This is a genomic window from Nitrospira calida, from assembly GCF_976986435.1.
Map to the genome: position 1 here is coordinate 3,482,772 of NZ_OZ335950.1, position 25,310 is coordinate 3,508,081.

A 25,310-nucleotide genomic window follows, 5' to 3' on the forward strand; every position below is an offset into this window, starting at 1 on the left:
TTCACATTCACCCTGCCCCCTTGCGGAACTGCCCCGTTACCAGTTCCTGGCGCGCCTGGCCGATCCGCTCGTCGTACAACGCCCGCATCCGGTTGTGCTTGGCCTGATTCAAGACCAACTCCGCCGTGAGGAGGTCGAGCACTGACGCCATGCCGGATTCGTAGCGGTTGCGGATGATCCGAAGGTTTTCTTCCGCCTGCGCCACGGCGCGCTCGCTGACGGCGAGGCGTTCGCGCGCAGCCGCGAGGGCATAATAGGCTTCCACCACTTCGACTTCAATCTCTCGGCGCTTGGCCGCCAGCAGTTCGCGCGCCTTTTCCTCCTGCGCCCGCGCCTTGCGCACCTGGGCGGCGTCCTGCATGCCGTTGAACAGATTCACGCTGACGACTCCGAGCGCGGCGTAGTTCGTCTGCCCGTTCGGGCCCAACGGAAACGTGCTGTTGTTCTCGAAGCTCCCCTGGAGATTGAAATTCGGCAGGTAGGCCGACTTGGCTAACTGGGTCGCCATCTCGGCTTTTCGGAGTTCCGCCGCCAGCATGCGATAATCTGGTCGGCTCTCAAGTGCAGTCGCGAGAGCGGACTCCAGGTCGTGCGGGCGGAGTTCGCCCGCAGTCAAGCCTTCGACGACGTCCACCGGCTCATCCAAGCCGATGGCATGCCGCAAGGCGATGGCGGCGACGCGCACCATCTGGTCCGCACGGATCGCCTCTTCCCGGACCGCTGCGAGCCGCACCTCCGCCTGTAGGAGATCCGACTTCACCGTCGTGCCGCCTTTGTAGCGGGACGCGATCTGCTTGGCATTGGCTTCGGCGATCTGCACGGTTTCGCGGGCGATACCTAGCACCGCCTTGGCCAGCGCCAGATCGTAATAGGCCCGCGTGACGGTGAACAACACCTGCTGCCTGGTACTTTCCACACCCTCCGTCGAAGCGGCGTGACCGACCTCGGCGATGCGGAGCCCGAGTCGTTCCCGTCCCCCGTTGTAGACAGGCTGGGTCAGATTGAGCGCCGAGCGATAGTTCTCCGTCGAACCGGGCCGGTTCAGCGTCCCGATGTCGAAGCCGGCCTGCGTAAACCGCCCCTGATTCAGCAAGATGCCGAAGGCCTGTGCGGGATTGTTCGTGTTGGTCCAAGCCTCCACCGCTTCCAGCTTGGGCATGTAGGCGGAGCGGGCGATTTGCCGTTGGGCTTCCGCGGACCGCAGATCCTGGCGGGCGGCTTTCAACACGGGGCTGTGTTGCTGCGCCAACTCCAGCGCTTGCTCTAGCGTCAATTCACGAGCGGCGGATGCCGCGGACGGCGGCCACGGCAACATGCAAGCCAGCAACAAGGCGACAGACAGAACGGAGAAACCCGGCGCGGTGTTCCTGACAGCTCGCATCGGCGGACTCCTTTCTTCGTAAGGCATGGGGCTAGAGACGAGAGGCTCTGGGCCATAGACAAGACCCTAACCCACCACATACTGAGTTGTGAGCTCTGAGCGCTGAGTTTAGAAAACGGAATTCTGTTCGCCAAGTCAGCATTCAAGACTCAGCACCCTGAACGTTCCCTGTCTCCCATCGCCGCTCGCCTTTTGCCACTTGCCGTTATTCCTGCACCCCGAGCTTTCGCAACAGCGCCATCATCGGGCACCAGCCGGTGAACGCCGATTGGATCAGGTTGACGGCGACAAAGGCCGCGAAATAATTCCAGTAGGGATGGACCGTGGCGCCCAGAACCAGCGCCAGCAGCACAAAGCTCCCGGCAATCAGACGCAACCATTCATTGAGTCGCATAGCTCCCTCCTTTTGTCCTGGCCAATTAGAGGCAAGACCGAGGAAAAAGATTCGCCCGGATCAGGCACGGAATACGGAGCAGGAGTCGCGGAAAAGACAAGAAGACGAGACAAGAAAAGGGGTCGAGGGTCTGGGGTCTGAAAAGGGGTCGGGAGTCTTTTCAGGCCGGTTTTTTGTTTGTCTGCTGTCCAATAAATAAAAGACTCCCGACCCCTTTTTTATCCCCACGACCCCTTTTTTATCCCGGGCACGTGTTACGTTCTTTTGACCGTGGACTTCATGAGGCTGTCAGCTTGCGGCGGCATGAAGCCCAGGTAGCCGCGGTGGCGTTCGGTCAGCTCCAGCACGGAGAAGGGTTGGCCATCAACCAACTCAGGTGCGGTGAAGATCTGCCGCAGTTCGCCGCCGCGCGGGCCGACGATCTCGCCGGCAAAAATGACGCCCTTGGCCTGCAGGCGTTGGATCGCCTTTTCGATGTCCTCCACCCGCACCGCCACATGGTGAAAGACCTGGTCCCCGAACTTCGCCACCCAGCCGGGAATGATGCTGGTCTTGCCCTTCTCACCCGGATAGGCCTGATCAATGAACAACGCCGGATAACCGGCCAGCCGATACACCTTCGCGAACCAGTCGTCATAGTTCAGCGTCTCGCTGTGCGCATAGCCGAGCTTCGCGAACTCCTCGGCCCGCCGATCGACGTCCAGCGTCCGAATCGTCAAGTGATCGACGACGGGCTCGAAACCCACCCCAGCCTCGTCCAGCATGTCCCGCAGAATACGCGCCGCGCGATTCCTCGCAAGATAGTCGGCGACCATCCTCGCGATCAAGGCATCCAGCTCGGCTCCGTGCTGCATGGCCCCCCCCCAGGAAAAGAAATTAGGAATGAGGAATTGGCGGCGACAACGGTATGAGTCCGCACCTCATGCCTCATTTCTCATTCCATGTCCATTACTCTCCAAACGTGATGCCCTGCGCCAGCGGAAGGTCGGTTCCCCAATTGATCGTTACCGTCTGCCGGCGCATATAAGCCTTCCAGGCATCGGACCCCGCTTCCCGCCCGCCGCCGGTTTCTTTCTCGCCGCCGAAGGCTCCGCCGATCTCGGCGCCGGACGTGCCGATGTTGACGTTCGCGATCCCGCAGTCGCTCCCCGCCGCCGAGAGAAACCGCTCGCTGTGTCGAAGGTTCATGGTAAAGATGGCGGAGGAGAGCCCCTGCGGCGCGTCGTTTTGCATGGCAATCGCTTCCTCCAGCGTCTTGAACGTCATCACGTACAGGATCGGAGCAAAGGTTTCGCGTTGTACGACCTGCCAGTGATTCTGCGCGCGCACGAGAGTCGGCTCGACGAAGTATCCGGGCCCCGGCAACACACGGCCGCCGTAGAGGATCTCCCCGCCTTCCCGCTTCACTTCGCCGAGCGCCGCACGGTAGGCCTCCACCGCAGCTTGATCGATGAGCGGGCCCATGAGGACGCCGGGGTCAAGCGGATTGCCGATGCGCACCTGTTTGTAGGCCGCCACCAGCCTGGCGACCACCTCCTGGTAACGCGACTCATGGACAATGAGCCGTCGCGTCGTGGTGCAGCGCTGGCCGGCCGTGCCCACCGCACCGAACAGAATGGCCCGAACAGCCAGGTCCAGATCAGCGCTTTCGTCCACGATGATCGCGTTGTTCCCGCTCAACTCCAACAGCGTGCGGCCCAGCCGCCCGGCCACGAGTTCTGCCACATGACGCCCTACGGGAACCGACCCCGTGAACGAGATCAACGGCAGCCGCGAATCCCGTACCATCATCTCAGCCAACTCGGCCCGGTCGGTGATGAACAGCGAGAAAATCCCCGTGTAGCCCTGCTGCTCCATGACCTGATTGCAGATGCGCTGCACGGCGACGGCGCAGAGCGGCGCTTTGGGAGACGGTTTCCAGACCACGGGATCGCCGGCCACCGCCGCGATGAAGGCGTTCCAGGCCCAGACGGCGACGGGAAAATTGAAAGCGGTGATCACCCCGACCGGCCCGAGCGGATGCCACTGCTCGTACATCCGATGGTTCGGCCGCTCGGAGTGCATCGAGAGCCCGTACAACATGCGGGCCTGGCCGACCGCGAAGTCTGCCATGTCGATCATCTCCTGCACCTCCCCGTCGCCCTCGGCTTTGATTTTCCCGACCTCCATCGAGACCAAGCTGCCCAAGGCGCTTTTCTTCTCCCGCAGAGCCTGGCCGATTAAGCGGACGATCTCGCCGCGTTTAGGCGCCGGCACCATCCGCCAGGTCTGAAACGCCGCGACAGCGTCTCGCACGACTCGCTCGTAATCGGCCGCCGAGCACAGATTGACCTTCGCGAGCACCTGTCCTGTCGCGGGGTTGATCGACTCCAGCACGCCGGCCCCGGCGGACGACCACCACCCGGACCCCGAACTGCCGCCGGGATTCATCGGCTCGATGCCCAATTCCCTGAGAACGTCCATAGGTGAACTCCAGCCCGCAGCGAATAGCGAGCAGCGGCTCTTGGAGCGTTCAGCGATCAATCACCGACGACCAGCTATTCGCTATCGGCCCTTCGATGTGGCTATCGAAAACAGGCCCCAAACCGATTTTCCAACACCCGACGCAAGGGAAACGTCTCCTGTGTAATAAAGCCCTTGTACGACGAGGGGTCGTCGAGCACGATGTCTAGCACGCTGCACAGACCCGAGGCCGTGGTCACCTGAATCGCCGACCACAGCCGGCCGTGGATGGTCTGCGGGTAAATCTTTTTCACATAGGTTTCCTCGAACAGCGCGCCCTGGCGCTTGCCGGTGACCGAAGCGTAAATGAGCACCACATCCTGCAACGTTTGCGGGATGGCGTTCTCCAGGATTCGTTTCAACGTGTCCCGATCCTCGTTGAGCTTCAAATCTTTCATCAGAAGCTGGATTTTCTCGCAGTGCCCGGGATACCGCATGGTCTTATAGTTCATCGTGCGGACCTTGCCGGCGTAGGTGTCCGCCAGCGTGCCAAGTCCGCCCGAAGTGTTGAAGGCTTCGTAGAGCAAGCCGTCGACCTCGATGGTTTCGTACCCCTCCAGCGGCAAGAGCGTCACTTTCTTCCCGCCCTCGATGCCTTCGCAGAGGTTTCCGTATTCATTGATCAGGCCATCGGTGGACCAGGTGAGCGAGTACTTGAGGGCGTTGCTGGGATTGACGGGCAGGGCCCCGACCCGCAGTTTCACCGTGTCCAACGTCTCGAAGTGCGTCATCAGTTCCTGCGCCACGATGCTGATGAACCCCGGCGCCAGCCCGCATTGCGGCACGAAGGCACGATCCGATCCCGCAGCAAGTTCTTTGATGCGCGCGGTCACTTCGATATCTTCGGTCAGGTCAAAGTAATGCAGGTGATGGGCGCGGGCCAGTTCGGCGACCACAGGATTGCAGAAATACGGAAGGCTCGACACAACGGCGTCGAAAGGATGGGCGCGCAGGTATTCGCTCACGACTTCTGGGCGGCGGACATCCAATGTGCAGGGCGTGAGGCGTTCCAAGGTCAGGTCTTCGACCAGGCGCTTGGGCGCATCCAGCGTCACATCTCCCAGATGGACGTCATACCGGCCGCTGTCCGCCAGCAAGCAAGCGATCAACGAACCGATCTTCCCGGCACCCAACACCAACACACGATGCATGCCGTCCTCCTCCCGACGCTCATTGTATACCTCCAGCGTCCGTTGAACCAGCGCTCGAGACACTCTGCCCGATAAGGAATCCGCGTCCCGCCCGGCGCAAATTGGAGCGGCCACGGTCAAATTCCGACCTCGCCGGCGACGGCCGTGTCCAGATGATTCGGCCAAGCCTGCATTTTCAAATTCGCCGGCGTGGACCGCCTCTTGCAGGGTTCATCATGCCCCCGCAACCACCTGCGAAAGGGCCGGCCGCCTTGATAAAACTACAAGGGGCAGCTTCCGACGCCCATCCAGGGAAAGCCCTCGTCCTCGACATCGAGCAAGAGATGATCTCCGTCCTGGACGACCAGGGCGAACCATTGCGCATCATTCCCTGGAGCCCGCTTATCCAGTGGCTCAGCTCGGCCCTGGCGGAGCGACACAAAACCCGTACTAGGCGGTACCCACGAACGTCTTTGGCCCTGCGAGTGACGTATGCAGCGAAGGGGGGCCGATCGTTCGAGGGCATGACCTCCAGCATCGGCGGGGGTGGACTCTTCATCGAAACCGGGACCCCGCTGCCGGTAGGTACGGCCTTGTCGGTGGCGTTCAGTCTGCCAGACCGTCCCTGGATCACCCTCACCGCCTCCGGCAAGGTCGCTTGGATCCGCCGGAAGCCGGAACGTCAAATCTTGCCGCCTGGCATGGGCATTCAGTTTACCGAGATTGCCCCGAGCACGCTGGACCGCCTTATTGGATTTATTGCGACACTCCTGCAAGCCCGTTGCTGAAGAAGAAAAGAAAGGGGTCGGGAGTCTTTTGTGACCACAAAAGACTCCCGACCCCTTTTCCATCGGGGGGGGGATTGACAAATCAATTTTTGTTGATATAGCTTTTGGCATGTCCCAGACCTTGACGCAAGATGTGACGCGAGCCGCGCGGCTGTTCCATGCGCTGGCGGACGAGACGCGCCTGCAGATCGTGGAATTCCTCAGCCGCGGCGAGCAATGCGTCTGCGATTTGACCGACGCGCTGGAGACAGGACAGTCCCGGCTGTCGTTTCATCTAAAGATTCTCAAAGAGGCCGGCCTCATCAGAGATCGCCGGGAAGGACGGTGGAACTACTACTCGCTGGCTCCGGAGGCGTTCGAAGAGGTGGCCAAGCTCGTTGGCGCGATGAAAGACGGCACGAAATTGTTTACGAAGCCTTCGCGTTGCTGCGGCTGATCTCTTTTTTTTCCGGATTCATCAACAATTGTTGTTGGGTGAAAGGGCTGACCTTTTGCCATCAAAGGTCGGAAGTCGAGGACTCTAGTGCCAGCCGCTTGCATCGGTGATGAGAAAACGAGAGCACGTAAGCGGATCAAGCAAAACTTGGTATGGAGGACGCCATGAACCCTCAAGACATTCGAGAGACCGTCAAGACCAGGTACGCGCAAGCCGCCCTGCAGGTCATCGGATCGGGCCGCAGTTCCTGCTGCGGAACGACAGCCTCACCTGAAGCATGGGACTCCATCACCTCCAATCTGTACGAAGCGAGCGACAGGGCTCAGGTGCCGGAAGACGCCGTCGCCGCGTCATTGGGCTGCGGCAACCCGGTGGCGCTGGCGCAACTCCGCCCGGGTGACACGGTCCTGGATCTGGGTTCGGGCGGCGGCATCGATGTGCTGCTCTCCGCCAAACGGGTGGGTCAGACCGGGAAAGTTTACGGCCTGGACATGACCGATGAGATGCTCGCGCTGGCCCGCGAGAACCAGCGCAAGGCCGGCGCGGACAACGTGGAATTTCTCAAGGGGGAGATCGAGAACATCCCGCTTCCCGACGCGTCGGTGGACACCATCATTTCCAATTGCGTCATCAATCTCTCCGGCGACAAAACTCGCGTGCTGGCCGAGGCGTTCCGCGTGCTGAAGCCAGGCGGCCGGTTGGCGGTCTCCGACATCGTGGTCCGCCGGGCCGTCCCGACCGCGATCCGCCGGAGCGTGGAACTGTGGGCCGGCTGTGTAGCCGGCGCGCTGGAGGAATCCGAATACCGAGCCAGGCTGGAGCAGGCCGGTTTCGTCGCGGTCTCCGTCGAGCCGACCCGCGTGTATCGAGCGGAGGACGCGAAACAGTTGCTCGACAGCTCCGGGCTCGACGCCGACGCGATCGCGCCGCACGTGGACGGAGCCTTCATGAGCGCCTTTATCCGGGCGACGAAACCGCCGATCGATGCAAAGGAGTGACCCGATGGAATTTGCCGTTCCGGTCGCGCAACCGGTCGTCAAACGACTGAATCCCTTCGAACGCTACCTGAGCCTGTGGGTCGGGCTCTGCATGGTTGCCGGCGTGCTGCTCGGCAAGAGTGCGCCGGCGCTGATCGACGGACTCAGGCGCTTGGAGTTCGGACGCGACAGCCATGTCAACTTGCCGATCGCGCTGCTCATCTGGCTGATGATCATCCCGATGATGATGAAGGTCGACCTGGCCGCCGTGCGCAGCGTCGGCCGGAAGCCCCGCGGCCTGGCGGTGACGCTGTTCGTCAACTGGGTAGTCAAGCCCTTCTCGATGGCGCTCATCGCCTGGATTTTCTTTCGTCATGTTTTCGCGCCGTGGCTCACGCCGGCCGAGGCCGATCAGTATATCGCCGGCTGCATCATCCTAGCCGCGGCGCCGTGCACGGCGATGGTGTTCGTGTGGAGTTATCTCACGGACGGCGATCCCGCGTACACGCTCGTGCAGGTGTCCGTAAACGACCTGATCATGTTGTTTCTGTTTGCGCCGATCGTCGGCCTGCTGGTCAGCGGTGCCTCGTCGCTCTCGGTTCCATTCGAAGTGTTGTTGTACTCCGTCGTCGCCTTCATCGTGATCCCGCTGGCGGCGGGCACGGCCCTGCGCACGTGGTTCGTCGCCCGGCGGGGCCGAGACTGGTTCGAGCAGATTCTCTTGCCCCGGTTCGCGCCGGTGACCATCCTAGCGTTGTTGGCGACCCTGATGTTGATTTTCGCCTTTCAGGCCGACAACATCACGGGCAAGTCGCTGCACGTCGCACTGATCGCCGTGCCCATCCTGCTGCAGGTCTATTTCAACGCCGCCCTGGCGTACGGCGCGATGAAAGCGTTGAAGGTGGAACACGCCGTCGCGGCGCCTGGCGCCTTGATCGGCGCGAGCAATTTTTTCGAACTGGCCGTCGCTACAGCCATCGCGCTCTTCGGCCCGGGATCCGGAGCCGCACTAGCTACCGTCGTCGGCGTGTTGGTTGAAGTTCCCGTGATGTTGTCGGTATGCGCCGCCTGCAACCGTACGCGACACTGGTTCCCGCAGGAAGAAAGGGTAAAGAAGAGGTAAGGGGTCGTGGGGAAAAGAGCGAGCGCGGGGATCAACGTGCAAGACGCCCCGAGAACATCATGAAATTATGAAAAAAAAGAAAGTCCTGTTTCTCTGCACCGGCAATTCCGCTCGGAGCCAGATGGCGGAAGGACTGCTGCGCCATCTGGCCGGCGACCGGTTCCTAGCAGCCAGCGCCGGCACCCATCCAGCCGGCCTCAATCCTTACGCGGTGGAAGCGATGCGCGAGATCGGGATCGACATCTCCCACCACGTGTCGGAACGGGTCGACACCTATCTCGGCGAACGTTTCGACCGGGTCATCACCGTCTGCGACCGGGCCAAGGAATCCTGTCCGGTGTTTCCCGGCGCGCCGAAGTTGCTCCATTGGAGCTTTGAAGACCCGGCGGCCGCGACCGGGACGTTCGAGGAGCGCATGGCGGTGTTTCGGAAGGTACGCGATCAGATCGAGCGGCGGGTGCGGGAATTCATCGAACAAGAGGCGATTGAAACGTCTCCTGTCCCAGGCGGCGGGTGACGATCCGCTGGAGCCGCTCCCGTGCCAGCGGATGTATATCCGTGAACAAGAGCCCGATGCGGTCGCCTTTCACCGACCGGATTTCCGCGCCGGCAATCTCCAGCGGCGGCTCGCCATCCAGCGTATGGATCCGGAGGCGGAGCTGCATCCCCTTGGCCAGCGCTCCCTCGCTCCTCACCAGACAGCCCTGAATCGACAGGTTGACGATCATCCCCTCCCGATCGTTCTCCCCTTCGGCGGACACGGGCGCAAATGAAACGGGGTACTGAACCGGAAAACGTCGGTACTCCCGCCTCGGGTTGAAACTCGGTCCGGCCCGCGAAGCCAAAAAGCGGTTCCCGCACAACTGGCAGCGAAAGGGAGAAATCAGCAGGAAGGTAAGGAGAAGCTCATGGACAGCCCGGCGCGAAGCCTCGTGCACCCATCGGCTACCGCAGTGCGGGCACTTCAACATCACGTGACCTCGCCGAGCGTCAACCGTCCACCAACGGCGGCATGCCCCGGTTCCGCCGGGTCTCTACACGGATTCATCATACCGGCCCGCCATGGAAAAGCAAACCCGAGCAGAATTGTTGGCACCAAGGCCTCACCCCATCCCCATGGCTTTCCGAACAAGCCGATGGAGAGACTTTCAGGGACGCTGGGAGCCGCAATGCGGCACCAGGTGTCCCATGCCGCAACGCAGCGCAGGGCCATCGATGCGCCATTCGCTTGGGGACCATCTGCGCCAGTCGTCCATTGGCCCAATGGACCATTCAAGCTATTGATAATAAAAGACTTTTAGAACAAGAATCTCCCCCCAATTTTGTGTTAGGCTAAAGCCTCCGGTCTGGCCGGACCTCGGTGTTTGGAAACCTGGCGACTTCAAATGGTCAGCAGCGAGCGGCAGATAGCCTGAGTGAGCCGCTCTCCTGTGAGCTCACCGTTCCGAGTTGGTGGCTTCGTCTTGACAGTTCCTTGACTTGGACTGAACGGGAGCCTCAGGGCAGGTTTTCCAACTGAGGCCTTTGAAGACCAGGAGAGAGCTCGATCTCGATCTTTCTTTTCTTTTTTTATTGCGAATGGTTGGAGTCAAGAGACCATGTTGCGCATACCGACCCGTGTGGTCCTTCCGTTCGGGTACCGCATCACGGTCCGACAGGTGCCGGATTCGGAGATGGACCGTCGCGATCCGAACGCGGACGGACTGTGGGATAACGAAACCAGGACTATTTATATTCGGAAACGTCTGCCTGTCACGCGACGTCGCTATATTCTTGCTCACGAACTCGGTCACGCCTGGCTCGATTGGCAGCACCGCTATCTGGACAACGGAAAAGCAAGAACTTAGCGAAGGGTGAACCACCGGAGGCGGAGAGCCGGTCGCAAAGAGCCGTGAGCAGCCGGCGGAGAGCGGATGGCCAGGTTAGGCGACTCCCGGGCTTGGTTCGGAACTGGGGGCGGGGCTCTGCGCGAGGGCGCGAAGGACTTCGTCATCATCCACCTGGCTGAAATCCAGGTAGTGTTGCCCGACCGCGTGAAAGGGCTCGGGCATGGCCAAGACGACCAATTCATCCACTAGACGGCTGATTCGCCCCAACGAATCCTGAGGACCGACGGGAATGGCGGCGATCAGTCGCCCCGCCCGAGCCGCCTTGATGGCGGCGGCGGCCGCAGAGAACGTCGCGCCGGTGGCAATCCCGTCGTCCACCAAGATCACGGCCCGGCCCTCCAACGAGGGAAGCGGCCGGCCTTTTCGATACAACGCCTGCTGCCGCGCGATCTCACCGCGCTGAGAGGCGATCAGCGCCTCCAGTTCGCGATCGGACAGCGGAAATTCGGCCAGCGCCTCGTCGTTCATGAAGACGGAGCCGGTTTCCGACACCGCGCCAAGGGCATACTCGGGGCACCCGGGCGCCCCGAGCTTGCGGACAATGATCACATCGAGGGGAAGCCGGAGGCGCTGGGCGATCACCGCGCCGACCACAACGCCTCCGCGAGGCAGCGCCAGCACCAGTCCACTGGGATCCTCCCGATACAAATCCAGGCGGTCCGCCAAGAGCCGGCCCGCTTCTTCGCGGTTCCGAAGCATCGGAACTCCCACGTCAACCGACGACTTAGCCACCGGCCAGCTTCAGAATGATCGCCCATTCCGAAGGCCGGACCGGCTGGACGGACAGCCGGGAGCCCTTCCGCAGCAACTCCATGCCCCTCAAGCCCGGCTGCCGGCGCAGGAGATCAAGCGGAAGGGGCGCCGGGAACTTCCGGACGAAGCGGATGTCCACCATGTCCCACCGGGGCTTGGCCGGATCACTCGCCGGATCGTAATGCTTGTCCGTCTTGTCGAACTGTGTGGGATCGGGATAGGCGGTACGGACGACTTCGGCGATCCCCACGATCGCCGGCGGATCGGCGTTGCTGTGATAGAACAGCACCTGGTCCCCGATCTTCATGGCCCGCATGTAGTTGCGCGCCTGATAGTTGCGGACTCCGTCCCAGCAGGTGGTTTGCCGAGGCGCGTTCCGCAGATCGTCAATGGAAAAGACCTTCGGCTCCGATTTCATGAGCCAATACCGTTTTGTCTCCGGCATAGGATTCTCCTTGCCCGCGCAAGGTGTTGTTCCTCTGGCGTTCTGCGCTCAGTCCGGGTACCTTCTCGTTCAGAAATGCTCACCTCCTTCCCCTTCCTGCTCCCCCATTACAACTAAGGAGGGGAAAGGGATAATCTTAACGAGGAGCCGCGATGGAACTATCACCCTTGTGGTTCGGTCTGTACAAACTGGTCAAATACGCCGTGTACCCGCTGTCGTGGGTCGCCCTGCTGCTGGGGCTTACGGCCGTCCTCGCCTTCCTACCGCCGTCACCGCTACGCCACCGGTGGATCAGGCGGCTAGCCCTATCGGCATTCCTGGCGCTGTGGTTGCTCAGCATGCCAATCACTGCGAACCTCTTGTTGGGCACGCTGGAAGCCTGGTCCCCGCCACCCGAGCCGGCGGCCCTGCCGCGTTTTGATGCGATCGTCGTATTGGCCGGCGGCGTCCGAGCCAAAGGCACGCTGCGGCCCGCGCACGAGTTGGTCGATCTGACCAGGCAGCGGACCGCCTGCGGCGCGGACCTCTTCTTACAGGGTCTCGCGCCCAAGCTGCTCCTCTCCGGAGGCGATGCGGCGATTTTCGGCCACGGCCCGAAGGAAGCCTCGGAAATGAAACGCTGGGCCGAGCGCCTCGGCGTGCCGGAAACCGCCATCCTGCTCGAAGAGCGTTCGCGCACCACGTATGAAAACGCGGTTTACGCGAAACAGATCCTCGGCGACGCGTCCGTGCTCCTAGTCACCTCCGCCAGTCACATCCCTCGCGCAACCGCCTTGTTCCGCAAGCAAGGCCTGCGCGTGACGCCGTACCCGTGCGGGTACAGGGTGCGACACCGGCCGGCGGACGGATGGGACGAACTGACCGTGTTTGACTTCATCCCAGACGTCTGGTCGTTGGACAAAACCACAGACGCCGTCGTCGAGATAGCCGGCGTTGTGCTGTACCGGCTGGCCGGCAAACTCTAGCCGCTCACCCGCCGGTTCGTTGCGGCTCCGCCGCCAGCCGGTACACGCCCCCCCGGTGATCCACGACATACAACTCTCCCTGTTCGTCCTCACCGAAAGACGAAATGCTGAGGCCCGTCTGGAGCAGGACGCGCGCCTCGCCCGAGGCGGGTGCGGTCGCATCGAGCGCAAATAGTTCGCCGCTGCAATAATCGCCGTAGAGATACAGTCCCTGAAGCGCGGGCACGGCCCGGCCTCGATACACGTAACCGCCGGTAATCGAGCAGCGGCCGCGCTCATGTCCATACTCGGCGACCGGAAAGATCAGCCCCGCCGTCTGGCATCCGCGAGGGGGTGAATAGCAATGCGCGCCTTCCATGATGCGCCAGCCGTAGTTCCCGCCGCGCTGGATCATATCGACTTCCTCCCACTCATATTGCCCCACATCCGCCGCCCACAGCATCCCCGTCCGCCGGTCGAACGAGAACCGCCAGGGGTTCCGCAGCCCATACGCAAAAATTTCCGGCCGCCCGCCGCCGGCGACAAACGGATTGTCCGGAGGAATCGCATAAGGGGTCCCGCGATCCACGTCGATCCGCAGAATTTTTCCGAGCAGCTCATCCCGGTTCTGACTCCGGTTCTGCGGATCGCCCGCCGACCCACCGTCGCCGAGCCCGATGTACAGCAACCCGTCCGGGCCGAAGGCCACCATGCCGCCGTTATGGTTAGGATAGGGCTGCGGCACGATCAGCAACACCCGCTCCTCAGTCCGCGAACGGGTCGGCCGGTCGGATCGCCGGTACTCGGCCACCACGGTTGCGCCATCCGGCCGTCGGGTGTAGTTCACGATATAGCGGCCGTTTCGGGCATAGTCCGGATGAAAGGCCACTCCGAGCAACCCGCGCTCGCCGCCGCTGAGTACCCGCTCCGAGAGATCGAGAAACGGCGTCTTGAGCAACCCGCCGCGTTCGATAACCCGGATGCGGCCCGGCTGCTCCACGACGAACAAGAGACCGCTACCGTCGCCGGCATGGGTAAGATACAGCGGCTCTTGCAATCCGCTCGTGACGATCGGCACGAGCCGCAACGGCGGCACGGCGGCGGACGTCACGGCCCGGGCGGTCGCGCGCAACGGCGCGCGTTCGCCCGGGGAAAAGGCGAACGCGTTGGCACCGACAAGGAGAGTCACGGCCACGGCGATCCAACGCCTCATCGGCTCGCTCACTCGACGCGCTGTTCGATGAATTCGATCAGAGCCCGGTACGTCAATTCCCGGATCCCGGCCTTGGAGAGCCCCTCCTGGCCGACATTCGACTCCAACCAGACGCGATCGGCCACCTGGGCCTGCGCTTCCTGACACAACGTCCACATGTCGTGCAAAAACCCTTCCGGCAACCCGACTTGCACGCCTTCCGACTCGATGCGGTCGTCCAGGATCGCCAGCAAGTCGGAAATGGCCTGGTCCGGACGGTAGGGCGCAGGCGCGAACCCGAAGGTCCGCTGCGCCTCCGTCTCCTGACGAGCTTGCTCGACCAGATCGCGCATATATTCCTTGAGCAACCCGATCATGTGGCCGGTGAGTTTCATCGTAAGGACAGTAGCCGGTAGCGAGCAGCCTGGTTCTCAGCTATTCGCTATTGGCTATTCGCTGTCTGCCGGTTCGTCGCGCCATTATCCGTGATCGCCCCCAGCGAGGCAAGCCGAGGATCGCCCGCCGGCCTGTGCGCGACTGACTTGGTTGACCGCTTCCGGACCGTCGCCTATGATGGCGATAAGACATGCAGCTCGCAGCGCGGAAGGACTCTGATGACCGACCGCTACGACGTCTCGCTGAACACACCGGCCGGACAGGTCACGACGGCCATCGAAGTGCCGTCCGGCTTCGTGCCGATCACCGCCATCATGCCGGCGCTGCGCAAGTTGGGCGAACAGGCGCTCGCGCAAGAGGAGCGGCGGGTCACCGAGAGGGGACTCGCGATTTCGTGCCGGAAAGGTTGCGCCGCCTGCTGTCGCATGTTGGTGCCGGTTTCCGCGCCGGAGGCGTTCGCACTGCACGATAGGGTGCAGGCGCTGCCCGCCGAACGGCGCGACGCCCTCATGGCCAAGGCGGCGCAAGCCCGAGCCAAGCTGGAGCAAGCCGGCCTGCTCGCGCGCCTGACGAAGTTGGCGGAAACGGACCGCCCGTTGACGGACGAGGAGTTCGAGCCGATCAACCGCGCGTATTACGCGCTGCGCCTGCCCTGCCCGTTCTTGGAGGACGAACTCTGTACGATCTACGACGACCGGCCGGCGGCTTGCCGCGAGTTGTTGGTCACCACGCCGGCCGAGCTGTGCAACGACCTCGCCCACAATCCGGTGAAGCCAATCCCCGTCTCCGTCCGGGTCAGCACCGTGTTGGGATTCTTGTGGGCGGAGCTTACCGGCGGCGCCGCGCGACTGATTCCGCTTCCGCTGGCCCTGGACTGGGCGGCCCGCCATCAAGCCGAGAACCGCCGCACGTGGCGAGGCGCAGAATTGCTGGACAAGGCGCTCGACAAGGTCTGGCGGTTTCTCAGCCAGGAATTTGAACGCAGGCGAAACGCCGACGAGCGATGACGTCCGCCCCAACCCTGAACACCGTCGGCCGGGCCGCGACGTTGCCGACGCCGGCGCTCTTGCGCTATGATCAGCGGCCTTTGTGCGTGCCTCCGCCCTTCCTATCGCCCATTGCCGAGCGCCATGGCGATGGACAAGCAAGGGATCACAGAGCAACAGGTACGCGGGAGGCAACGGGAGAAATAGCGGCGGAGCTGAAACGGCTCGCTCAGGGTTGAGAGTTGCCCCTCTCGCTGACAACTCCCGGCTCTTCGCTGCTTGCTATTCGCTCCCGACTATGAGCGCTTTTCGAGGCGCATGACCATGGAGAAACCCGTCATTGTCTGTTTGGACCTGGAAGGCGTGCTCGTGCCGGAGATCTGGATCAATGTCGCGCTCAAGACCGGCATCGACGAACTGAAAGCGACAACGCGGGAGGTGCCGGACTACGACCAGCTCATGAAGCAACGGCTGGCGATCTTGGACCGACACGCCCTGAAGCTGCCGGATATTCAAGCCGTCATCGCCGCAATGGGGCCGTTGGACGGCGCCACGGATTTTCTCGCCTGGCTGCGCGAGCGCTGCCAGGTCATCATCTTGTCTGATACCTTCTACGAGTTCGCGTGGCCGCTCATGCGGCAACTCGCCTATCCCACGCTGTTCTGCAACCGCCTGGAGGTGGATCAGACCGGCCGGATCGTCAACTACCACCTGCGCCTGCCGAACCAAAAGAAACACTCTGTGGCCGCGCTGAAACAACTCAACTTCACGGTCCTCGCCGCCGGCGACGCCTACAACGACACGGCCATGCTAGGCGAAGCCGATGCCGGCATCTTCTTCCGCCCGCCCGACACGGTCGCCAAACAGTTCCCGCAATTCCCGGTGACGCAGACCTATGAAGAGCTGAAAGAGCACTTGCGGAAGGCCGGTGGGCTCCACCCATAGCCCTCATCCTTAACTTAAAAAAGGGGTCGAACTTAAAAAAGGGGTCGGGAATCTTTTTCACATCAGCTTTCTGTATAAAAAAGACTCCCGACCCCTTTTGATCAGTGGATATTCACGCTCCACTGAGCCCACACCTTGCCTCCTCTGGCGGCTCCTTTCCGTCCAACACCGCCGCCCCTTTGGCGGTGATCTCCAGCACCGGAAATTCGAGCCCCTCGACTCGGAGGCAACCCGACGCGATCAGGCGCTGGATCAGCCGGCTGATCGCTGGGCGCCGCCAACTTTGCAACCGGCCGAAACTCGACGTCGTGTGCAAACCGAGCCGGGTGACGGGCTTTGACAGGCTGCCGTGCAGAACCTCCGCGATCCGCGTGACGCCGAATCGCCCGTGCAGGCAGGCCACCGTGTGCAGCACCGCCCTCACAGCGTCCTGCTCTTGCGGATCCGTCGCGCTCACGCCGAGCGGGGGCGCGAGACAGCGGTCGCACTGCCTGCACGGGCCGAGCGCCCGCTCATCGACGTCACCGAAATAGTCCAGGAAGGCTAACTGGCGGCACGTCTCAGCCGAGGTATACGCGACCATCCGCCGCAACAGCTCGCGGAGCGTGTCGGCCTGCCCATTGCCGGATTGCTTGATGAAATACTCCTGGGTGCGGACATCGGGCCGATGAAACAGCAAGACGCAATTCGCCGGTCGGCCATCCCGTCCAGCCCGTCCGGCCTCCTGATAATAGGCCTCCAGGCTGCCGGGCATATCATAGTGCACGACCAGCCGCACATCCGGCTTGTCGATGCCCATGCCGAACGCATTGGTCGCCACCAGGACCGCAATCTGTCCGGTGAGGAATTGCTCGTGCACCTTGGCCCGCAGGTCATCGGCCAGACCGGCATGGTAGTAGCCCACGGAAACGGAGTGTGGGCAGAGGGATGAGGACTGAGTGCTGGATGCCCAGGCCTCAGCCGCAGTCTTCAGTCCTCGATACGTGGTCCTGAGGAATGTGGCGACTTCTTCGACATGCTTGCGGGTGGCGCAGTAGATGATCGCGCTGCCCTCGGTCACAGCGGCAAGTTCGCGCTCGACGGCCGCGAGCTTCTCCGCTGCGGTGGAGCAAGCCTGCACAGAGAATCGGAGATTAGGCCGCCGGAATCCCGTCACGACACGGAGCGGTTCGCGCAGAGCCAACTTCTCGGCGATGTCCGCCTGCACCATCGGCGTCGCGGTCGCCGTCAATGCCAGGCAGGGAGGCATCCGCAGCTCCCGCCGGAGTGCGCCGAGGCGGAGGTAGTCCGGTCGGAAATCATGGCCCCAGTGCGAGATGCAATGGGCCTCGTCCACCACGAAGAGCGACACCCAGGCGGACCGGAGCAGCCGCATAAACCACTCGTGCTGCACTCGCTCCGGGGCGACGTACAGCAACCGCAACCGGCCGAGCTTGAGATCCTGGATGACGCGATCCCGCTCCGGCTCCGACAGACCGGAGTGGAAGGCCGCCGCCCTGATACCCTTCGCGCGCAGCCCGTCCACCTGATCCTTCATCAGCGCGATGAGCGGTGAAATCACCAGCGTGAGGCCGGACTGGAGCGTCGCAGGGAGCTGAAAGCACAGCGACTTGCCCTGGCCCGTTGGCATCACGGCCAACACGTCGCGTCCGGCGAGCACCGCCTCGATCACCTCGCGCTGGCCGGGGCGGAAGTCCGTAAAGCCGAACAGCTGCCGGAGTTGCCGATCCAGATCAAGAGAAGATGACGACGGGAAGAGGTCAAGACAGTCGGACATGCCGGAGCACAGTATAAAGAAGCGCCATCCCTCCGGCAAGCCAAGAAAAGGGGTCGGGAGTCTTTTCTTGACACACCCACGGCCGCGCCGTATAAGCAGCATCATGCCTCGGCGTCCGCGTGTCGCAACCGGCGGGATGGTCTATCATGTGCTCAATCGGCGGGTCGGCCGCCTGCCGCTGTTCGAGAAGCCCGCCGACTATACCGCCTTCGAGAAAATCCTCGAAGAAGCGTATGCGCAGACCCGCCTGCGCATTTTGGCCTATTGCCTGATGCCCAACCACTGGCATCTGCTGCTGTGGCCCCGGCAGGATGGGGAGCTGTCCGAAGTCCTTCAGTGGATCACGGTGACCCACACGCAGCGCTGGCACGCCCACCGCGGCACGGCGGGGATGGGGCCGGTGTATCAAGGACGGTTTAAGTCGTTTCCGGTGCAGACCGACGAGCACTTTCTCACGGTGGCGCGCTACGTGGAGCGGAATCCGGTGCGGGCTCGGCTTGTGCGGCAGGCGGAAAACTGGCGTTGGTCGAGCCTGTGGCGGAGGCTGCAGGATGATCCGAAGCTGTCGCTGTGGTTGTCGGACTGGCCGGTGGAGCGACCGCGTAACTGGGTGGCCTGGGTGAATCAAGCGGAAACAGGGGCGGAATTGGAAGCGCTGCGGCAGTGTGTGCAGCGGGGACGGCCGTTCGGGAGCGAGAGTTGGGTCATGCGGACGGCCAAGCGTCTGGGGCTGGAGTCAACCTTGCGACCGCGCGGCCGGCCGAAAGGTTCCTGAGCGAACGAACTCGCCGGAAAAGACTCCCGACCCCTTTTCTTTTCTTCCTAGAAATTCATCCAGAGTTGGACGATGCCCCAGTCTTGATCCGAGTTGGTGCCGAGGTTCCGGCGGACGTAGTCGCCCACGAAGAAGTGCCCGTAGGTCGCGGTGAGCGCGACTTTGCCGTCGGCGAACATCCGCGTCCAGGCGAAATCGACTTCGTCGCCAACATGATTCACCGTGTTATTCGCCGCTGAGAACACGAGCGGGCCCTGCGCGCCGCGGTACCAGTTGTCCCGCGCGTTGGCCAGGTAGTGCCGCTGGCCCCAGAACTCCACATGATCGCGGGCGGTCGGCCGGGCCTGCAGATTGACCTGCGGTTGGATCGAATTCCGCCAGGCGGCGTTCAGCATATAGCCGGCGTGGATGTAGTTGGTGGGGAAAAAATTCTCGAAGGTGTTGGCGGTCTTGCACCGATAACCCGCCGAGGCGGTCGGCGCGGCCAGTTGGTTCCCGGTGTTCGCCGCGACGGCGCAGTTGGCATTGCCGTCGCCGGAGGCGTAGTCAAACCCCACGGCGAAGCGAGGCTTCCACTTCCACTCGAACCACGTGTACCCCAGCCAGTTGCGGGTCGCCCAGGCGTTGATGGTCAGGTTCCGCTGATTGTCCATCCCGAGCCCGTCGGCCATGCGGCCGAATTGCCAGGCGGTCTCGTTGATGACATCCCAATTGCCCTTGCGCAGCTCGGTGCGCAGCCCCACCATGTGGCGCAGTTGCGAGGCATGCTTGGGGGTGCCGATGCCGAAGCCGCTGTTCGCCGACTCGTGCAGGTTGTTGCTGTAGAGCACGTAGAACGGCTCGAGAAGAAAGCCCGGCACGGCTTTGATCTGGTTGTAGAGGATGAACCAGTCGGCATCCAACGAGCCGTCCGGGCGGCCGTTGCCCGCGCCCACGACGTTGCCGTCCAGGCTGCCGACCGGAGCCGCCTGCGCCAGATCGGTCTCCGCGCTGCGGAACCAGCCGACATAGGTGTCCACGGCGCTCGTCGAATACTTGACCATGACCCCATCGTGCGAGTAGCCGGTATTGGCCCAGTCGAAGTGGCCGAAGAGGGAGTGATTGCCGAAGACGACGTATTGCCGGCCGACCTTCAGACTCAAGCCCTGCACGCCGCCCAGGTTTCGGATCAGCACATAACCGGCCCGAACGCCGAGGCGGCAGGCGCCCGGCGTCACGCTTGAGCAGTTGTGGTTCAATGGATCCCCCCCGTTGCCGGCATTCGCCGGATTGCCGTTCCCGCCCCACACGGCCGAGTCGATCACCTCAACATAAAAATTCACGTCCGGCGAGAGGTCATAGCCGATGCCCAGGCGCGCCCACTGCTGGACGTAGAAGTCGTTGGCGCCCTTACCGGCATTGGCGCGGTTGGCCGTACCGGCGGCGGGATTGAACGTGTTGCAGACGCCCCCAGCCGGCGCGCCGCCGCCGAAGCAGACGCCGTTCCGCCATTCGGGCCGCACGCGCAGATCGGCGCGCAGCCAGAAGTTCTTCAGGTCGAAATTCCGGCCGATGACCGGATCGTAGGGTTCATAGGATTCGAGCTGCGGGATGGCACGGGAGAGGGCGGGAAGATTGGTGATGCGTTCGCCGGGGGGCAGTTCAAAGCCGGCCGGCGCGGCGGCCGGCCGGAGCGCCAGCCCCAGCAGGATCAGCGGCAAGAAGAGGACGAGCCTTTTGACCACTCGGACGCCTTTCCTCATTCGTACCATCTCCTATATCGATTTCGTTGTTCGCCACCCCCACCCTTCCCTCCCCCATCAAGGGGGAGGGGTTATTTTCGTTGCCCCCTCCATCAAGCAAGGGGGAGGAGTTATTTTTGTAGGCCTCCTCCATCAAGGGGGAGGTTTTTCTCGGTCCTGCTCCGCATCACGGTTGCCCTCTCCCTCCCCAGCATTGGGGAGGGGGCAGGGAGGGGGGCACAAAAAAATCCCCGCTGAGCATCGGGCAGATCCCCAGCGGGGACGCTTTTTTAGAACGGGGTCGCGGGATATCGGGGAAAGGAGTCCGGGGCATTCTCCCCGCGATCCTTCTACCCCTCTCTCCTTTTCCGATTACGGGGCCACGTAGCTGCCGAACTTGGGTACCTTGTCGCAGACATCCGCCGGTTGTCCGCCGGCTTGCTTGCAGAGGTAGTACAGCGCGCCCTGCGCCGACAGCCGCGCTTCCTTGTGCAACGTGGCTTCCGCATAATCCACCGCCAAGTCCAACTGCGCCCTGGCCTGCGGATCGGTCGTCTTGTTGAGCGCCTCGCGGAGCAGGACGGCGGCTTTCTTGATCTGCGTAACATCAGATCCCCAACGCTTGTTCAGGTCCACAGTGGTCCGCTGCCCGAGGGCCGGCGGATCGGTCAATTCCATGATCGCCTGGTTGACCTCGGCGATCTGGGCCTGGGCACTCAACGGAATGCCCGCCAACGCCAGAGCGGCGACGCCCAGCGTGAGTCCCCTCAGTGTGTTCATGGTTGGTCTCCTTCTTGTTAGGCTCACCCCCTCACCCTTCCCTCATCCCACTAGGGGAGAGGGCTGGGGAGCGGGGGTTCCCTTCACTCTTCCCTCCCCCCTACCAGGGGGAAGGAGATCAGGCTAGAAGTTCATCCACAATTGCACGAAGCCCCAGCTCTGATCCGACGGCGAGCCGGGCAGGTTGGCCGTCAGATAGCCGCCGGCGAATATGTGGCCGTAGGTCGCCTGGAAGGCCACCTTGCCGTCAGCGAACATCCGCGTCCAGGTGAAGTCGATTTCGTCGCCGATATGGGTCTTGGTGTTGTTCGCCTTGGAGAACACATAGCAGCCCTGCGCGGCCCGATACCAGCAGTCCTTCGAGCTGGCCAGGTTCATGTTCATGTACCAGATTTCGAAGTGATCGCGCGCCGTCGGCCGGAACTGGAAGTTGGCCTGGGGGGACAGCATGTTCTTCCAGGCGATCACGTCCGCATAGCCCATGTGGATGTGGTTCGTCGGGAAGAAGTTTTCGAAGGTATTGGAGGTCTTACATTGAGCCGTGGCCCCTGCTGTACAAGCAGCGGCCCGGCCGTCGCCGGAGGCATAGTCTAAGTTCACCGCCAGACGCGGCTTCATCTTGTTCTCATACCAGGTGTAACCTAACCAGTTCCGGGTCGCCCAAGCGTTGATCGTCAAGTTGCGCGAATTATCATTTCCCACACCATCAGCCTGCCGGCCGGTCTGCCAGGCGGTTTCGTTGATGAAGTCCCAGTTGCCCTTCCGCATTTCGATCCGGTTGCCGATCATGTGGCGGATCTGGTTGGAAAACTTGGGCGTCCCAAGGCCCTGAGCCGAGTTCAGTGACTCATGGAGTTGATTGATGTACAGCACATAGTACGGCTCGATCAGGAACCCAGGCACGGTCTTGATCTGGTTATAGAAGATGAACATGTCGGCGTCGCCACCGCCATCAGGTCGCCCATTGCCGGCTGTTCCTGCAATGTTCCCAGCCAAGCTGCCGACCGGTGCTCCTTGGGCTATGTCGGTTTCCGCCTGCCGGAACCAGCCCAAGTAGGAGTCGAAGGCCTTGGTCTGGTAAGCGAACATGATGCCGTCGTGCGAATAGCCGGTATTGGCCCAGTCGAAGTGGCCGAAGAGCGAGTGGTTCCCGAAGATCACGTACTGTCGCCCTGCCTTCATACTGAGACCTTCGATGCCAGCGAAATTCCGGACAAGCACATAGGCAGCACGGACGCCCAAACGACAAGCACCGGTTACCTGGTTAGAGCAATTATGGTTCAGCGGGTCCCCACCATTGCCAGCATTTTTAGGGTCTCCGTTTCCCCCCCAGGTCGCCGCGTCGATGATTTCCATGTAAAAATTCACATCTGGCGAGAGGTCGTAGCCGATGCCCAAGCGCACCCACTGCTGGACATAGAAGTCATTGGCGCCCTTGGTGATGCCGGCGCCGCCGTTCTGAAACGCCGGCGCGTTCGCCCGCGCGCCGACAATGGTGGTGCAGGCGCCGCCGACCGGCGGGCCACCGCCGAAGCAGACGCCGTTGCGGAACTCCGGCCGGACGCGCAAGTCGGCGCGCATCCAGAGGTTTTTGATGTCGAAGTTCCGGCCAATGACCGGGTCGTAGACTTCGTAGGCTTCCTTTTGCGGCATGGCCCGCGGGATGTGCGGGAGGTTGGTGATGCGTTCGCCGGGGGGCAGTTCGTACCCGGCGAAGGCGGGAACGATGAAACCCTGGAGCCCGGCGGCCAGGATGGCCGCCCCTGCGGCGATCGCGTAGCGCAACCACCGCGTCCGTCCCTGGATGGTGCTCATAGTGTTCCTCCTGTTTGATTGGCTAGCGAATCCCCCTCGCTCGTCCTCTCTCCTACCCGGGGAGAGGGAATGAGGAGAGTTCTCTCGCTTACGAGTCCAACCGTGCCACTACGATGCTGGTGTGTCCCCTCACCGCTTTCTCTCCCCCTCCCCTTTCCCACCAGGGGAGAGGGAACTGGGAGAAGCTCCTCTCCGCCAGGAGAGGGCTCTGTCCAGGCAGAGAAGATGCACGGTGAAGGCCTCTCTGTTCACGCGGAGGCGACTGTGCCCACGCCTCCGTCCGTCCAACATAAAGCCGACCGCGAATAGCTCGTCGCCGGCCGCACGACGCTCTTAGCTCCCGGCTGTTCGCTATTCGCCTTGAAGTGGCGTCACCTCCCTTCTTCTTCCGCTGCAAGCTGAACGCTCATCGTCTCCATCTGAAAGCCGCATGGCTTCCAGACTTGTTCTTACCGGCTGTTTTTTCCCGTTCCATTCCCTTGGATTCTGCTGTCACCGGCTATCCGCTCTTCGCTATCGGCTCTGTCCCGAACAGCTCTTCCACCTTGCAGGCGAAACCCGGGAGCACCTCCGCTCCGTCCAGCGCGTCCTTCTCACTCAAGTCGCGGGCCTCGCCGCCGGGCCGATAGACGATGACGTGCCGGGTATCGGGATAGAGGACCCACACCATCGCCGCACCGGCCGTGAGACACTCTTGCACTTTCCGTTCAACATCCTGCGCCAAATCGTTGGGCGAGACGACCTCGATCGCCAGATCGGGCGCGCCAGGGAAGAAGCCGTCGCGTGGCAGATCCGCCAGGCGCTCCCGGCGCACAAAGGCGACGTCGGGGCCTCGCACGGTGTCGGGGTTGCGGCTGAGCAGAAAGCCGGTGTCGTTCCCAAACAGCTCGCCCAGCGGATGCTTCTGGAGAAACGTCTGGAGGGGAAACGCAGCCTTCAGCGTGATGTTCCCGTGCTCGACCGATCCCGGAGACAATTCGATAACCTCCCCGGCTACAAGCTCCCGGTTCCGGTCTCCATAGAGCTTCCAGAACTGTTCGGCTGTGACGTGTGCGGTGGCGGTGGACATCTTAAAGTCCGTGATGCGTGACCCCTTGTGTTCCCTCAACGCTCTCCCGCCCGGGGAGCGGGGGCCGGCTTGCAAAAATGGTAGCCGGTAGCTCTGACCTTCCCGCCCCTGGCTACCAGTTTATTCGCTATGAGCTGCTCGCTTTCTGTTCAGTTCCTTCCGCCGTCTTCGTGGCCGCGTTGATTTCTTCCTCGGCTTCTTTCATCGAGGCTTCGAAGTCCTGCTCGACCATCTTGACTTCTTGCGTGATCATGGTGATCTCCGGCTCGACCGTCTTCCGGAGATCGTCCGCCGTTTCCTTGAAGCCCTTGACCGCTTTGCCGACCTGCCGGCCGATTTCAGGCAATTGCTTGGGCCCGAACAAGAGAAAGGCGATGATCAAAATGATGAGAATCTCGCTTGCGCCGAGGCCGAACATCGTGTTGTCGGCGAGCGGCTTGGAGCCGGGGGCTCAGGGCTAGAAACCTCTCCGACCTTTCTTGGCCCATCACCTCTCGCCTCCAGCCTCTTGCCTTCTCCTTAAAAATTATCCTTGCTTCGGTTGTTCCGTCGGCTGGGAGGTAGTCGCGCCAGATTGCGGCGGCGCTTGGGGTTGTTGCGGCGGCGCGGCCTGCGCTTGCGTGATCGGTTGGGCTGGCGGTACCGGCTCCGCCTGCGCCGTGACGTCGATCGCGTCCGGCTCGTTGACGGACTTCTTGAATCCCTTGATCGCCTTGCCCAACCCTTCGCCGAGTTGCGGAATCTTGCCCGCGCCGAAAATGATCAGCACGATGATCAAGATCAGCAGCAACTCCATCCAGCCGAACGACCCGAACATCGCGTGCCTGTCTTGTTTCTTCCGGTGATCTCGTCGTCGTGTGTTTCGGTGTCTCTCAGGCCCCCTACGCCCCGTCGCGCCGGCCGCCACCCTGCGGTTCCTTCACGCGAAGGCAGGGGCTGTTCTCCACGAACGGGGGTGAGGCTATAAAAGTTTTCCCAAATAGTCAAGGCAATTCTCGGGGTTCCGGGTCTTTTCGCGGATCACGACCCGCGACTAGCTGGTAGCCGGTCGCTGGCGACGCATCGCTCCACGCTCGTCGCGGCTTGCTGTTT

At 62.4% G+C, this 25,310-nt stretch carries 27 protein-coding genes; 10 read left to right on the forward strand and 17 right to left on the reverse strand.

Translation table 11 applies throughout. From position 1 onward, the window contains the following. Positions 1–7: 7 nt before the first annotated feature. The 5 genes from ACWHTU_RS16960 to ACWHTU_RS16980 all read right to left on the reverse strand — a co-directional run bounded on the left by ACWHTU_RS16960 (position 8) and on the right by ACWHTU_RS16980 (position 5,428). Complete coding sequence (locus ACWHTU_RS16960) at positions 8–1,381, reverse strand: TolC family protein (RefSeq protein ID WP_447860587.1); 1,374 nt, start codon at positions 1,379–1,381, stop codon at positions 8–10. Positions 1,382–1,586: 205 nt separating this feature from the next. Then, a complete protein-coding gene (locus ACWHTU_RS16965) occupies positions 1,587–1,775 on the reverse strand; it encodes a YgaP family membrane protein (RefSeq protein WP_447860588.1) in 189 nt (62 codons plus the stop codon). 254 nt (positions 1,776–2,029) lie between these two features. Beyond that, the gene (locus tag ACWHTU_RS16970; RefSeq protein WP_447860589.1) at positions 2,030–2,629 is read right to left on the reverse strand and encodes a VOC family protein; all 600 of its coding nucleotides are present in this window, start codon (positions 2,627–2,629) and stop codon (positions 2,030–2,032) included. Positions 2,630–2,723: 94 nt separating this feature from the next. Beyond that, on the reverse strand, positions 2,724–4,238 hold the full coding sequence (gene amaB, locus ACWHTU_RS16975; RefSeq protein ID WP_447860590.1) for an L-piperidine-6-carboxylate dehydrogenase: 1,515 nt from the start codon (positions 4,236–4,238) through the stop codon (positions 2,724–2,726). Positions 4,239–4,339: 101 nt separating this feature from the next. Then, positions 4,340–5,428, reverse strand: coding sequence for a saccharopine dehydrogenase family protein (locus tag ACWHTU_RS16980; RefSeq protein ID WP_447860591.1), 1,089 nt, complete (start codon positions 5,426–5,428; stop codon positions 4,340–4,342). A 323-nt stretch (positions 5,429–5,751) separates the two neighbouring features. Between ACWHTU_RS16980 and ACWHTU_RS16985 the strand changes: the two genes are divergently transcribed. The 5 genes from ACWHTU_RS16985 to ACWHTU_RS17005 all read left to right on the forward strand — a co-directional run bounded on the left by ACWHTU_RS16985 (position 5,752) and on the right by ACWHTU_RS17005 (position 9,248). After that, entirely contained in the window at positions 5,752–6,195 is a 444-nt protein-coding gene (locus ACWHTU_RS16985) for a PilZ domain-containing protein (protein WP_447860592.1), read from the forward strand. A gap of 109 nt (positions 6,196–6,304) precedes the next feature. Further along, entirely contained in the window at positions 6,305–6,631 is a 327-nt protein-coding gene (locus ACWHTU_RS16990) for an ArsR/SmtB family transcription factor (protein WP_447860593.1), read from the forward strand. A gap of 164 nt (positions 6,632–6,795) precedes the next feature. Then, positions 6,796–7,629, forward strand: a complete 834-nt coding sequence (locus ACWHTU_RS16995) for an arsenite methyltransferase (RefSeq protein ID WP_447860594.1) — start codon at positions 6,796–6,798, stop codon at positions 7,627–7,629. Positions 7,630–7,633: 4 nt separating this feature from the next. Further along, complete coding sequence (gene arsB, locus ACWHTU_RS17000; RefSeq protein WP_447860595.1) at positions 7,634–8,731, forward strand: ACR3 family arsenite efflux transporter; 1,098 nt, start codon at positions 7,634–7,636, stop codon at positions 8,729–8,731. Positions 8,732–8,798: 67 nt separating this feature from the next. Continuing rightward, positions 8,799–9,248, forward strand: a complete 450-nt coding sequence (locus ACWHTU_RS17005; RefSeq protein ID WP_447860596.1) for an arsenate reductase ArsC — start codon at positions 8,799–8,801, stop codon at positions 9,246–9,248. Here the strand turns inward: ACWHTU_RS17005 and ACWHTU_RS17010 are convergent. Continuing rightward, the gene (locus ACWHTU_RS17010; protein ID WP_447863388.1) at positions 9,199–9,702 is read right to left on the reverse strand and encodes a PilZ domain-containing protein; all 504 of its coding nucleotides are present in this window, start codon (positions 9,700–9,702) and stop codon (positions 9,199–9,201) included. The two genes, ACWHTU_RS17005 and ACWHTU_RS17010, sit on opposite strands and share 50 nt — an antisense overlap. Positions 9,703–10,329: 627 nt before the next feature. On the opposite strand from ACWHTU_RS17010, the gene ACWHTU_RS17015 reads away from it, so the two are divergent. Further along, positions 10,330–10,578, forward strand: coding sequence for an ImmA/IrrE family metallo-endopeptidase (locus ACWHTU_RS17015; protein WP_447860597.1), 249 nt, complete (start codon positions 10,330–10,332; stop codon positions 10,576–10,578). 75 nt (positions 10,579–10,653) lie between these two features. On the opposite strand, the gene ACWHTU_RS17020 is transcribed toward ACWHTU_RS17015, so the two are convergent. Then, positions 10,654–11,319, reverse strand: a complete 666-nt coding sequence (locus ACWHTU_RS17020) for a phosphoribosyltransferase (RefSeq protein ID WP_447860598.1) — start codon at positions 11,317–11,319, stop codon at positions 10,654–10,656. A 25-nt stretch (positions 11,320–11,344) separates the two neighbouring features. Further along, entirely contained in the window at positions 11,345–11,818 is a 474-nt protein-coding gene (locus ACWHTU_RS17025; protein ID WP_447860599.1) for an EVE domain-containing protein, read from the reverse strand. Between the two features lie 152 nt (positions 11,819–11,970). On the opposite strand from ACWHTU_RS17025, the gene ACWHTU_RS17030 reads away from it, so the two are divergent. Continuing rightward, the gene (locus tag ACWHTU_RS17030) at positions 11,971–12,783 is read left to right on the forward strand and encodes a YdcF family protein (RefSeq protein ID WP_447860600.1); all 813 of its coding nucleotides are present in this window, start codon (positions 11,971–11,973) and stop codon (positions 12,781–12,783) included. Between the two features lie 4 nt (positions 12,784–12,787). Here the strand turns inward: ACWHTU_RS17030 and ACWHTU_RS17035 are convergent, their stop codons facing one another. Both ACWHTU_RS17035 and ACWHTU_RS17040 read right to left on the reverse strand, forming a co-directional pair. Continuing rightward, the gene (locus ACWHTU_RS17035; protein ID WP_447860601.1) at positions 12,788–13,975 is read right to left on the reverse strand and encodes a PQQ-dependent sugar dehydrogenase; all 1,188 of its coding nucleotides are present in this window, start codon (positions 13,973–13,975) and stop codon (positions 12,788–12,790) included. A gap of 8 nt (positions 13,976–13,983) precedes the next feature. After that, entirely contained in the window at positions 13,984–14,349 is a 366-nt protein-coding gene (locus tag ACWHTU_RS17040) for a hypothetical protein (protein WP_447860602.1), read from the reverse strand. Between the two features lie 219 nt (positions 14,350–14,568). On the opposite strand from ACWHTU_RS17040, the gene ACWHTU_RS17045 reads away from it, so the two are divergent. Continuing rightward, a complete protein-coding gene (locus tag ACWHTU_RS17045) occupies positions 14,569–15,357 on the forward strand; it encodes a YkgJ family cysteine cluster protein (RefSeq protein ID WP_447860603.1) in 789 nt (262 codons plus the stop codon). Positions 15,358–15,660: 303 nt separating this feature from the next. Then, entirely contained in the window at positions 15,661–16,281 is a 621-nt protein-coding gene (gene thrH / locus ACWHTU_RS17050) for a bifunctional phosphoserine phosphatase/homoserine phosphotransferase ThrH (protein ID WP_447860604.1), read from the forward strand. Positions 16,282–16,393: 112 nt separating this feature from the next. Here the strand turns inward: thrH and ACWHTU_RS17055 are convergent, their stop codons facing one another. Beyond that, positions 16,394–18,058 (reverse strand): RecQ family ATP-dependent DNA helicase, encoded by a 1,665-nt coding sequence (locus ACWHTU_RS17055; RefSeq protein WP_447860605.1) that lies wholly within the window; start codon positions 18,056–18,058, stop codon positions 16,394–16,396. A 103-nt stretch (positions 18,059–18,161) separates the two neighbouring features. Here ACWHTU_RS17055 and ACWHTU_RS17060 point away from each other — a divergent pair, with 103 nt between their 5' ends. Next, on the forward strand, positions 18,162–18,833 hold the full coding sequence (locus ACWHTU_RS17060; protein WP_447860606.1) for a transposase: 672 nt from the start codon (positions 18,162–18,164) through the stop codon (positions 18,831–18,833). Positions 18,834–18,880: 47 nt separating this feature from the next. Here the strand turns inward: ACWHTU_RS17060 and ACWHTU_RS17065 are convergent, their stop codons facing one another. The 6 genes from ACWHTU_RS17065 to tatA (ACWHTU_RS17090) all read right to left on the reverse strand — a co-directional run bounded on the left by ACWHTU_RS17065 (position 18,881) and on the right by tatA (ACWHTU_RS17090) (position 25,035). Continuing rightward, positions 18,881–20,575: an alginate export family protein gene (locus tag ACWHTU_RS17065; protein ID WP_447860607.1), complete on the reverse strand. Its 1,695-nt coding sequence runs from the start codon at positions 20,573–20,575 to the stop codon at positions 18,881–18,883. 351 nt (positions 20,576–20,926) lie between these two features. Next, positions 20,927–21,334 carry a hypothetical protein gene (locus tag ACWHTU_RS17070; RefSeq protein WP_447860608.1) on the reverse strand — a complete coding sequence of 136 codons (408 nt, stop codon included), beginning with the start codon at positions 21,332–21,334 and terminating at the stop codon, positions 20,927–20,929. A 123-nt stretch (positions 21,335–21,457) separates the two neighbouring features. Further along, positions 21,458–23,149 (reverse strand): alginate export family protein, encoded by a 1,692-nt coding sequence (locus ACWHTU_RS17075; protein WP_447860609.1) that lies wholly within the window; start codon positions 23,147–23,149, stop codon positions 21,458–21,460. A gap of 499 nt (positions 23,150–23,648) precedes the next feature. Next, a complete protein-coding gene (locus ACWHTU_RS17080; RefSeq protein WP_447860610.1) occupies positions 23,649–24,218 on the reverse strand; it encodes a Uma2 family endonuclease in 570 nt (189 codons plus the stop codon). Positions 24,219–24,345: 127 nt separating this feature from the next. Next, positions 24,346–24,636: a twin-arginine translocase TatA/TatE family subunit gene (gene tatA, locus ACWHTU_RS17085; protein ID WP_447860611.1), complete on the reverse strand. Its 291-nt coding sequence runs from the start codon at positions 24,634–24,636 to the stop codon at positions 24,346–24,348. A 108-nt stretch (positions 24,637–24,744) separates the two neighbouring features. Continuing rightward, positions 24,745–25,035: a twin-arginine translocase TatA/TatE family subunit gene (gene tatA, locus ACWHTU_RS17090; protein ID WP_447860612.1), complete on the reverse strand. Its 291-nt coding sequence runs from the start codon at positions 25,033–25,035 to the stop codon at positions 24,745–24,747. Positions 25,036–25,310: the final 275 nt, after the last annotated feature.

What these genes read in the sequence shown, in the direction of transcription:
- ACWHTU_RS16960 (WP_447860587.1), bottom strand. Translation starts at nt 1,381, where the DNA reads ATGCGAGCTGTCAGGAACACCGCGCCGGGTTTCTCCGTTCTGTCTGTC.
- ACWHTU_RS16965 (WP_447860588.1), bottom strand. Translation starts at nt 1,775, where the DNA reads ATGCGACTCAATGAATGGTTGCGTCTGATTGCCGGGAGCTTTGTGCTG.
- ACWHTU_RS16970 (WP_447860589.1), bottom strand. Translation starts at nt 2,629, where the DNA reads ATGCAGCACGGAGCCGAGCTGGATGCCTTGATCGCGAGGATGGTCGCC.
- amaB (WP_447860590.1), bottom strand. Translation starts at nt 4,238, where the DNA reads ATGGACGTTCTCAGGGAATTGGGCATCGAGCCGATGAATCCCGGCGGC.
- ACWHTU_RS16980 (WP_447860591.1), bottom strand. Translation starts at nt 5,428, where the DNA reads ATGCATCGTGTGTTGGTGTTGGGTGCCGGGAAGATCGGTTCGTTGATC.
- ACWHTU_RS16985 (WP_447860592.1), top strand. Translation starts at nt 5,752, where the DNA reads ATGATCTCCGTCCTGGACGACCAGGGCGAACCATTGCGCATCATTCCC.
- ACWHTU_RS16990 (WP_447860593.1), top strand. Translation starts at nt 6,305, where the DNA reads ATGTCCCAGACCTTGACGCAAGATGTGACGCGAGCCGCGCGGCTGTTC.
- ACWHTU_RS16995 (WP_447860594.1), top strand. Translation starts at nt 6,796, where the DNA reads ATGAACCCTCAAGACATTCGAGAGACCGTCAAGACCAGGTACGCGCAA.
- arsB (WP_447860595.1), top strand. Translation starts at nt 7,634, where the DNA reads ATGGAATTTGCCGTTCCGGTCGCGCAACCGGTCGTCAAACGACTGAAT.
- ACWHTU_RS17005 (WP_447860596.1), top strand. Translation starts at nt 8,799, where the DNA reads ATGAAAAAAAAGAAAGTCCTGTTTCTCTGCACCGGCAATTCCGCTCGG.
- ACWHTU_RS17010 (WP_447863388.1), bottom strand. Translation starts at nt 9,702, where the DNA reads ATGTTGAAGTGCCCGCACTGCGGTAGCCGATGGGTGCACGAGGCTTCG.
- ACWHTU_RS17015 (WP_447860597.1), top strand. Translation starts at nt 10,330, where the DNA reads ATGTTGCGCATACCGACCCGTGTGGTCCTTCCGTTCGGGTACCGCATC.
- ACWHTU_RS17020 (WP_447860598.1), bottom strand. Translation starts at nt 11,319, where the DNA reads ATGCTTCGGAACCGCGAAGAAGCGGGCCGGCTCTTGGCGGACCGCCTG.
- ACWHTU_RS17025 (WP_447860599.1), bottom strand. Translation starts at nt 11,818, where the DNA reads ATGCCGGAGACAAAACGGTATTGGCTCATGAAATCGGAGCCGAAGGTC.
- ACWHTU_RS17030 (WP_447860600.1), top strand. Translation starts at nt 11,971, where the DNA reads ATGGAACTATCACCCTTGTGGTTCGGTCTGTACAAACTGGTCAAATAC.
- ACWHTU_RS17035 (WP_447860601.1), bottom strand. Translation starts at nt 13,975, where the DNA reads ATGAGGCGTTGGATCGCCGTGGCCGTGACTCTCCTTGTCGGTGCCAAC.
- ACWHTU_RS17040 (WP_447860602.1), bottom strand. Translation starts at nt 14,349, where the DNA reads ATGAAACTCACCGGCCACATGATCGGGTTGCTCAAGGAATATATGCGC.
- ACWHTU_RS17045 (WP_447860603.1), top strand. Translation starts at nt 14,569, where the DNA reads ATGACCGACCGCTACGACGTCTCGCTGAACACACCGGCCGGACAGGTC.
- thrH (WP_447860604.1), top strand. Translation starts at nt 15,661, where the DNA reads ATGGAGAAACCCGTCATTGTCTGTTTGGACCTGGAAGGCGTGCTCGTG.
- ACWHTU_RS17055 (WP_447860605.1), bottom strand. Translation starts at nt 18,058, where the DNA reads ATGTCCGACTGTCTTGACCTCTTCCCGTCGTCATCTTCTCTTGATCTG.
- ACWHTU_RS17060 (WP_447860606.1), top strand. Translation starts at nt 18,162, where the DNA reads ATGCCTCGGCGTCCGCGTGTCGCAACCGGCGGGATGGTCTATCATGTG.
- ACWHTU_RS17065 (WP_447860607.1), bottom strand. Translation starts at nt 20,575, where the DNA reads ATGAGGAAAGGCGTCCGAGTGGTCAAAAGGCTCGTCCTCTTCTTGCCG.
- ACWHTU_RS17070 (WP_447860608.1), bottom strand. Translation starts at nt 21,334, where the DNA reads ATGAACACACTGAGGGGACTCACGCTGGGCGTCGCCGCTCTGGCGTTG.
- ACWHTU_RS17075 (WP_447860609.1), bottom strand. Translation starts at nt 23,149, where the DNA reads ATGAGCACCATCCAGGGACGGACGCGGTGGTTGCGCTACGCGATCGCC.
- ACWHTU_RS17080 (WP_447860610.1), bottom strand. Translation starts at nt 24,218, where the DNA reads ATGTCCACCGCCACCGCACACGTCACAGCCGAACAGTTCTGGAAGCTC.
- tatA (WP_447860611.1), bottom strand. Translation starts at nt 24,636, where the DNA reads ATGTTCGGCCTCGGCGCAAGCGAGATTCTCATCATTTTGATCATCGCC.
- tatA (WP_447860612.1), bottom strand. Translation starts at nt 25,035, where the DNA reads ATGTTCGGGTCGTTCGGCTGGATGGAGTTGCTGCTGATCTTGATCATC.